Source organism: Pseudarthrobacter sp. CCNWLW217, from assembly GCF_037203985.1.
GTDB lineage: Bacteria > Actinomycetota > Actinomycetes > Actinomycetales > Micrococcaceae > Arthrobacter.
This window is the reverse complement of the sequence record NZ_JBBCBT010000011.1, coordinates 190,883-197,772: the sequence shown is the minus strand read 5'-3', so window position 1 is coordinate 197,772 and position 6,890 is coordinate 190,883. Positions and strand designations below refer to the sequence as shown.

Sequence of the window (6,890 nt, the reverse complement as noted above, 5' to 3'; positions counted from 1 at the left end):
CCCAGGACGTTATTGATCTTGTGCGAGCCGGTGTGGTTCAGGTCCTCGCGCTTGAGGAAGATCCGCACTCCCCCGGCGTGCTCGGCAAAGCGCTTGGCCTCGGTCAGGAGGGACGGCCGGCCGGAGTAATTCTTGTTCAGCTCGGCGATCTGGGCGATGAAATCCGGATCAGCCTTGGCTTTTTCGAACGTGTCCTCAAGCTCGTCCAGGGCCGCGATCAGTGACTCGGGCATCCACCGGCCTCCGTAGGAGCCGAAGTAGGGTCCCGGGGCGTGCTTGAGGGAGCCGCCCTGCAGGAATGCATCCACCGAGCCTTCGTCAGAGCCGGCTGTCGGCGCTTCGGCCATCAGTCTCACCATCCTGTTCACTTTTCACTAAATAGTTGTCATGCGGCATCCCATGGCCGCCTGGGCAACCGGGCTGGGATGGGGCCGCCGCTGCTAGGCGCGTGCGGCGATGGCTGCGGCGCCTGCCGCGGTAAATTCGGCGATCCGCTCACGCGGGGTTGAGTCGCTCACCAAGGCTTCGCCCACCAGGATGGCGTTGGCGCCACTGGCGGCGTAATGGGTGACGTCATCGACGCCACGTACACCGGATTCGGCGATGACCAGGGCCTCGGCCGGAATCATGCCGGCGAGGGAGGCGAACAGCGAACGATCGACGTCGAGCGTTTTGAGGTTGCGAACGTTCACGCCGATGATGCGCGCCTGTGCCGCGACCGCGCGTTCGATTTCCTCTTCCGTGTGCGTCTCAACCAGCACGTTCATCCCGAGTTCCCGGCTGAGCGCGCTGTATTCCTGGAGCTGGCTGTCCGAAAGTGCCGCGACGATGAGCAGGATCAGGTCCGCGCCGTGGGCACGGGCTTCCCAGATCTGGTACTCGTCGAGGGTGAAGTCCTTCCGCAGCAGTGGAACCTCCACCCGGGCGCGGACGGCGTCCAGATCCGCGAGGGAGCCGTTGAAGCGGCGCTGTTCGGTGAGGACGCTGATGACGGCGGCACCGCCGTCGGCGTACTGCGCAGCGAGCGAGGCCGGATCCACAATCGCGGCCAGGTCGCCTTTGGAGGGGCTGCGGCGCTTGATTTCGGCGATGACCTTCAGCTGGTCCCGAAGGGCCGACGGTCCATCGAGGGCCATCCAGGCGTCACGCGCGGGGGCAGCGGCAGAGGCCAGGTCCTTCAGTTCCGCGAGGGAAACAAGGCGCTTCCTGGCCTCCATATCCTCCCTGACACCGGCGTTGATGTCATCGAGAACAGTCGCCATCAGTGGCCGGAGTTCTTCAGCTTGCTGCCTTCGACGCCGTAGCCTGCCTTGCGCATGACGTAACCCAGGATCAGGCCGAGGACCATGACGGCTGCGCCGGCGATGAAGATCGGGGTGTTTGCGATAACGAAGGCGATGGAGCAGACCAGCGCGCCGACCAGCATCACGATCACGCAGGTCCAGGCTGCCGGGCTGTTGCCGTGGCCGAGTTCCTGGCTGTGGTCAACGCCGTGGTGGACAGCGGATTCCGTGGCGGACTTGGACGCGGACGCGGGTGCTTTGCTCATGTGAATCTCCTCAGGATCAATACTGCTTACATTCTGCCATTTTTTGGCCGGGACCCCGTTATCGGGTGCCCTCAGGTGGGGTCGTCGCCGCGTGAAAGCCGGTCCCAGCTGTCGATCTCGTCCACCGGCCCTGCGGCGGCTGCCCCGCTGCCCGTGGCCCGCGCGTCGTATTTTGTGCGTGCCTTCCAGTGCCGGCCTGCCGGGACGATCAGCAGGGCGACGAGCGCCAGCAGGATACCGACGACGACGGCGATCGCCGGAAATGCGGTGACACTCACTTCGGCGCTGCTTCCGCTAACCCCGGTGGCGGCGGCGATGGAGCCCTGTGCCGCGGCCAGCGGGTCAGCCAGCACGGTGGCTGCCGCCCCGACGATGCCGGCGGAGGCCAGCACGATGATCGCCGTGATGATCCACCGCGCGATCCGTCCGGCGATGGCCGCAGCCAGTCCTCCGGCAAGGGCAACAAGTGCCAGTGCCGTGACGGCGGTGGCGGCCTTGCTTCCCTGCACCTGCAGGGCCGCCTGGGCACTGCCGGCCTGGCCCACCTGGTCCGGGTCCAGGGTGACCGAGATCCAGGTCTGCGTTGTGGTGCCGAACACCGCCAGGGCCAGTACTGCGACCAGCAGCACCAGCGTGGACTTCCGGGCCCAGGCCGGAGTTCCTGCGGCTTGGGAGGGGTTGCCGGCGGCGACGTCCGGAACCGGCATCAGGCGCCCCCCTGCGTGGTAGGTCCGGCGTCGGGAATGGTCTCGGCTGAAATGTTGTGCAGGGAACCGGCGGTGTGGACTGCCCGGAGCGGGGCCGCGGCCTTGTTCACCGTTTCCAGCGCTTCGGTGGGGTTGACGGAGTCCGCCACAATGCCACCGCCCGCCTGGACGTAGGCACGTCCTTCGCGGAGCAGCGCCGAGCGGATGGCGATGGCCATGTCCATGTCACCGGCGAAGTCCAGGTAGCCCACCACGCCGCCATAGATGCCGCGCCGGTGGGGTTCCAGTTCGTCGAGCAGGCGCAGTGCCCGCGGTTTCGGGGCGCCGGACAAGGTGCCTGCCGGGAAGGTGGCTTTCAGGACGTCGTAGGCCTTGGCTTTCGGCGACAGCTTGCCCACTACGGTGGAGACGAGGTGCATGATGTGGCTGAACCGCTCCACCTCCATGAACTGGGTGACGTCCACCGTCCCGGCGACGCAGACCTTGGAGAGGTCGTTGCGGGACAGGTCCACCAGCATGAGGTGCTCGGCGCGTTCCTTCTGGTCGGCGAGCAGTTCCTCGGCCAGCGCCTTGTCCCCCTCGACTGTCTTGCCACGGGGGCGTGAGCCGGCGATCGGGTGGGTGATAACTTCTTCGCCGGTCACGGTCACCAGCGCCTCTGGTGAGGAACCAACGATCGAGTACTCGCGGCCGTCTGCGTCCTCAAGGCTGAAGATGTACATGTACGGGCTGGGGTTGGTGTTCCTGAGCACCCGGTAGACGTCCAGGGGCGAGGCGCCGCACTCCATCTCGAAGCGTCGGGAGATCACCACCTGGAAGACTTCGCCGTCGACGATCGCTTCCTTGCCGCGGTCCAGGGCTGCGAGGTAGTCGGTTTCGTCCCAGCGTTCCTGCACGCTGGAGGCAAAATCCAGGGCGGCGGGCTCCAGGACGGAAACAGGCTGGGCCACGGGTGTGCTGATCTGCGACAGCATGGCCTTGACCCGGGCCACGGCGTCGTGCCAGGCCTCGTCCACGCGTTCGGAGCTGTCGTCGAAGTTGATCGCATTGGCGATGAGGAGGACGGTGCCGTCCACGTTGTCGTGCACCGCCATGTCCGTGACCAGGTTCAGCGCCATTTCGGGCAACTGCAGGTCATCTTCGGGCGGGCTGGTCAGCCGTTCCCAGTGCCGGACCGTTTCCCAGCCCAGGAAGCCCACCAGGCCCGACGTAAATGGCGGCAGGCCATCAAACCGGTCAGTGCGGAGGGCGTCGATAGTGTCGCGGATGGCGTCCACGGGATTGCCGTCCACAGGCACACCCACCGGCGGCTGTCCAAGCCAGTGGGCCTGCCCGTCCTTCGTGGTGAGCGTGGCGCGCGACCTGGCGCCGATGAACGAGTAGCGGGACCAGGTCCCGCCGACCGCCGCGGATTCCATCAGGAACGTTCCGGGCTGGCCCTGGGCGAGCTTCCGGTAGAGGCCAATGGGTGTCTCCGCGTCCGCCAGAACCTTGAGGCGGACGGGAATGACACGGCTGCTGCCTGCGAGTTCGCGGAACTCTTCGAGGCCCGGACTGATGATTCCAAGGTCCTGCATGGCTATGCTTTTCCGCCTGTTCTTCTTCGACGCCGGGTGGAGGGCGTCAGTTGTATGCTGCCGAAAGTATGTGGGGATCCTGGCCGGACTCCCGCCCCGGGTTGTCTCCCGGGAAGGTGGTCAGGCGGCCGTTCCGGTCTGGACTTCGAGGCCCCTGCCGTCGAAGCAGGTGCGGGTGCCGGTGTGGCACGCGGCACCGACCTGGTCCACGCGCACGAGGAGCGCATCGCCGTCGCAGTCCATGGCAACGGACTTGACCCACTGGACGTGGCCGGACGTGTCGCCTTTGCGCCAATATTCCTGGCGGGAGCGCGAATAGAACGTGACCCGGCCGCTGGTCATCGTGCGGTGCAGGGCTTCGTCGTCCATCCAGCCGAGCATCAGCACCTCATTCGTGTCGAACTGCTGTACGACGGCGGCCACCAGCCCGGCGCTGTCCCGCTTCAGCGCAGCGGCGACGGCAGTGGGCAGGGGTGAACCAGGGGCAGGGGCGGAGGCGGGCTGCTCAGACATCAGACCAAGTCTAGTGCCTTTGCACAGGCCCGGCCGGAGTGTGAACAACTGCACATTCGGGGTGGCGGTTCTGCTGCCCAACTCCCCCGGTGTCGTGCTAGTTTCACAAGTGATGCATTTCGTCGACCCGTCCCGAGAAGTCCTGGCCGAAACCCTGCTGGCGGCCGGCCCTGATGCCCCTACCCTTTGCAAAGGCTGGCGCACCAGGGACCTTGCCGCGCATCTTTACCTTCGCGAACGCAAGGCGGCCGTGGGGCTGGGCCTCATCATCAAAAGCCTGTCGAAGGCCTCGGACAAAGCCACCGCCAAGCTGGCCGCGAAGCTGAAGACCGCAGATGATTACACCAGCCTGGTGAACACCTTCCGGGCCGGCCCCCCGGCGCTGTCACCCATGAACATCAAGGCGCTGGACGAAAGCTCCAACCTGATTGAGTACTTCGTGCACACGGAGGACATCCGCCGCGCCGTGGACCGCTGGGCCCCCCGGCAACTCGACGAAGCGTATTCCGAGGCCCTCTGGGACGAACTGATCAAGCGCGCCGCCATTTTGTACCGCGGCGTGGACCTCGGCATTGTCCTGGTCCGGCCTTCCGGGCCGCGCCACGTGGCCAAGCGGGCACCGGTATCGGTGGCGATCGTCGGAGAGCCCGGTGAACTGCTGATGCACGCCCACGGCCGCACACGCCATGCACTGGTGACGTTCGAAGGTCAGCCCGACGCCGTCGCCCTCCTCCAGTCCGCCGAAGTGGGCCTCTAAGAACCATGACAAATGAACGCGGGGCCCTTGATGGGGCCCCCCGTTCTTGTTGTATTAGCGGACTTCGAAGCCTGCCTCGCGGATAGCTTGCTTGACCTGGGACATCATGTCGTCGGGGCCCCAGTGGAAGATCGAGGCTGCCAGCACGGCGTCGGCTCCGGCGGCAACGGCCGGGGCAAAGTGCGCGGGCTCCCCGGCACCTCCCGAAGCGATGATGGGAACCTTCACCGCGGCGCGGACCAGGCGGATCAGCTCCAGGTCGAAGCCGTCCTTTGTGCCGTCGGCGTCGATGGAGTTCAGCAGGATTTCCCCTACTCCGCGGTCTGCGGCCTCCTTCGCCCAGGCAATGGCGTCGATGCCCGTGCCCGTGCGGCCGCCGTGGGTGGTCACTTCAAAGCCCGACGCCGTGGGCTGGGATCCGGGGCGTGTGCGGCGGGCGTCCACCGACAGGACCAAAACCTGCGAACCGAAGTGGCGGGTGATCTCGTCGATGACGTCCGGGCGGGCAACTGCAGCCGTGTTGATCGAAGCTTTGTCGGCGCCGAAACGCAGGAGCTTATCCACCTCGGCCACGCCGCGGACGCCGCCGCCGACTGTTAGCGGGATAAAGACTTCCTCAGCTGTGCGACGGACGACGTCGAAGGTGGTTTCGCGGTTGCCGGAGGACGCGGTGACGTCCAGGAAGGTCAGTTCGTCGGCGCCCGCATTGTCGTAGCGGTGCGCCAGCTCCACAGGGTCACCGGCGTCGCGGAGACCTTCAAAGTTGACGCCCTTGACGACGCGGCCGGCGTCGACGTCGAGGCATGGGATGACTCGTACAGCTACAGCCATGGGTACTCCTGGAATTCTCGGGTGGATGCGGCAGCTCGACCGCCTGGTGGCAGCTCAGATGCGGCAGGCGTGGATGCTGCTGACCAGGATGGCGCGGGCGCCCAGGTCGTAGAGCTCGTCCATGATCCGGTTGGTTTCCTTCTTGGGCACCATCGAACGGACCGCCACCCATTCCGAATCGCGCAGCGGCGAGACGGTGGGTGACTCCAGGCCGGGGGTCAGGGCTGCGGCCTGCTCCACCAGTTCCTTGCGGATGTCGTAGTCCATCAGGACATACTGGCGCGCCACCAGGACACCCTGGAGGCGGCGGATGAGGACTTCGATTTCCTTCGCGGTGCCGTTTGCGGAGCCGCCTTCTTCTGTGCGCTTGATCAGCACGGCCTCGGACTTGAGGATCGGTTCCCCGAAGATCTCCATCCCTGCGGCCTTGAGGGTGTTGCCGGTTTCGACGACGTCGGCGATGGCGTCCGCAACGCCGAGGCGCACGGAGGATTCAACGGCGCCGTCGAGGCGGACTACCTTGGCCTTGATGCCGAGTCCGGCGAGGTAGCCGCGGAGCAGGCCGTCGTAGCTGGTGGCCAGGCGCTTGCCTTCGAGCTCCTGGACGCTGGCGAAGTCGCCCACGGGGCCCGCGAAACGGAACGTGGAGGCGGCGAAGCCGAGGGGCATCAGTTCCTCAGCCTCCACCTCGGCGTCCAGCAGGAGGTCGCGGCCGGTGATGCCGACGTCGAGCGTTCCCTGGCCGACGTAGACGGCGATGTCGCGCGGGCGGAGGAAAAAGAACTCGATGTCGTTGTCCGGGTCGACCATGACCAGCTCGCGGGTGTCGCGGCGCTGGCGGTAGCCGGCTTCGGACAGCATGGCGGAGGCGGCTTCGGACAGGGAGCCTTTGTTGGGGACGGCTACTCGCAGCATGGGGGTCTTTCTTGTTTGGGGAAGTCTAGGAATCAGGCAAC

At 66.2% G+C, this 6,890-nt stretch carries 8 protein-coding genes and 1 pseudogene; 1 reads left to right on the top strand and 8 read right to left on the bottom strand.

All coding sequences use genetic code 11. The features are described 5' to 3' along the window. The 6 genes and pseudogenes from V9L18_RS14465 to hisI form a co-directional block, all read right to left on the bottom strand. Window positions 1-347: pseudogene (locus V9L18_RS14465) on the bottom strand (tryptophan synthase subunit beta); the annotation flags it as partial. A 93-nt stretch (window positions 348-440) separates the two neighbouring features. Continuing rightward, window positions 441-1,262, bottom strand: coding sequence for an indole-3-glycerol phosphate synthase TrpC (gene trpC, locus V9L18_RS14460; RefSeq protein WP_337347850.1), 822 nt, complete (start codon window positions 1,260-1,262; stop codon window positions 441-443). Further along, window positions 1,262-1,549, bottom strand: a complete 288-nt coding sequence (locus tag V9L18_RS14455) for an HGxxPAAW family protein (RefSeq protein ID WP_337347849.1) — start codon at window positions 1,547-1,549, stop codon at window positions 1,262-1,264. Before V9L18_RS14455 ends, trpC begins: the two co-directional genes overlap by 1 nt. Before the next feature lie 71 nt (window positions 1,550-1,620). Continuing rightward, entirely contained in the window at window positions 1,621-2,256 is a 636-nt protein-coding gene (locus V9L18_RS14450; RefSeq protein ID WP_337347848.1) for a Trp biosynthesis-associated membrane protein, read from the bottom strand. Further along, window positions 2,256-3,833, bottom strand: a complete 1,578-nt coding sequence (locus V9L18_RS14445; RefSeq protein ID WP_337347847.1) for an anthranilate synthase component I — start codon at window positions 3,831-3,833, stop codon at window positions 2,256-2,258. Before V9L18_RS14445 ends, V9L18_RS14450 begins: the two co-directional genes overlap by 1 nt. A 120-nt stretch (window positions 3,834-3,953) precedes the next feature. Further along, window positions 3,954-4,346: a phosphoribosyl-AMP cyclohydrolase gene (gene hisI / locus V9L18_RS14440; protein ID WP_337347846.1), complete on the bottom strand. Its 393-nt coding sequence runs from the start codon at window positions 4,344-4,346 to the stop codon at window positions 3,954-3,956. A gap of 112 nt (window positions 4,347-4,458) precedes the next feature. On the opposite strand from hisI, the gene V9L18_RS14435 reads away from it, so the two are divergent. After that, window positions 4,459-5,103, top strand: coding sequence for a TIGR03085 family metal-binding protein (locus V9L18_RS14435; protein ID WP_337347845.1), 645 nt, complete (start codon window positions 4,459-4,461; stop codon window positions 5,101-5,103). 54 nt (window positions 5,104-5,157) lie between these two features. Here the strand turns inward: V9L18_RS14435 and hisF are convergent, their stop codons facing one another. Both hisF and hisG read right to left on the bottom strand, forming a co-directional pair. Beyond that, complete coding sequence (hisF, locus tag V9L18_RS14430; protein ID WP_337347844.1) at window positions 5,158-5,934, bottom strand: imidazole glycerol phosphate synthase subunit HisF; 777 nt, start codon at window positions 5,932-5,934, stop codon at window positions 5,158-5,160. Window positions 5,935-5,988: 54 nt separating this feature from the next. Next, window positions 5,989-6,849: an ATP phosphoribosyltransferase gene (gene hisG / locus V9L18_RS14425; RefSeq protein WP_337347843.1), complete on the bottom strand. Its 861-nt coding sequence runs from the start codon at window positions 6,847-6,849 to the stop codon at window positions 5,989-5,991. Window positions 6,850-6,890 lie beyond the last annotated feature (41 nt).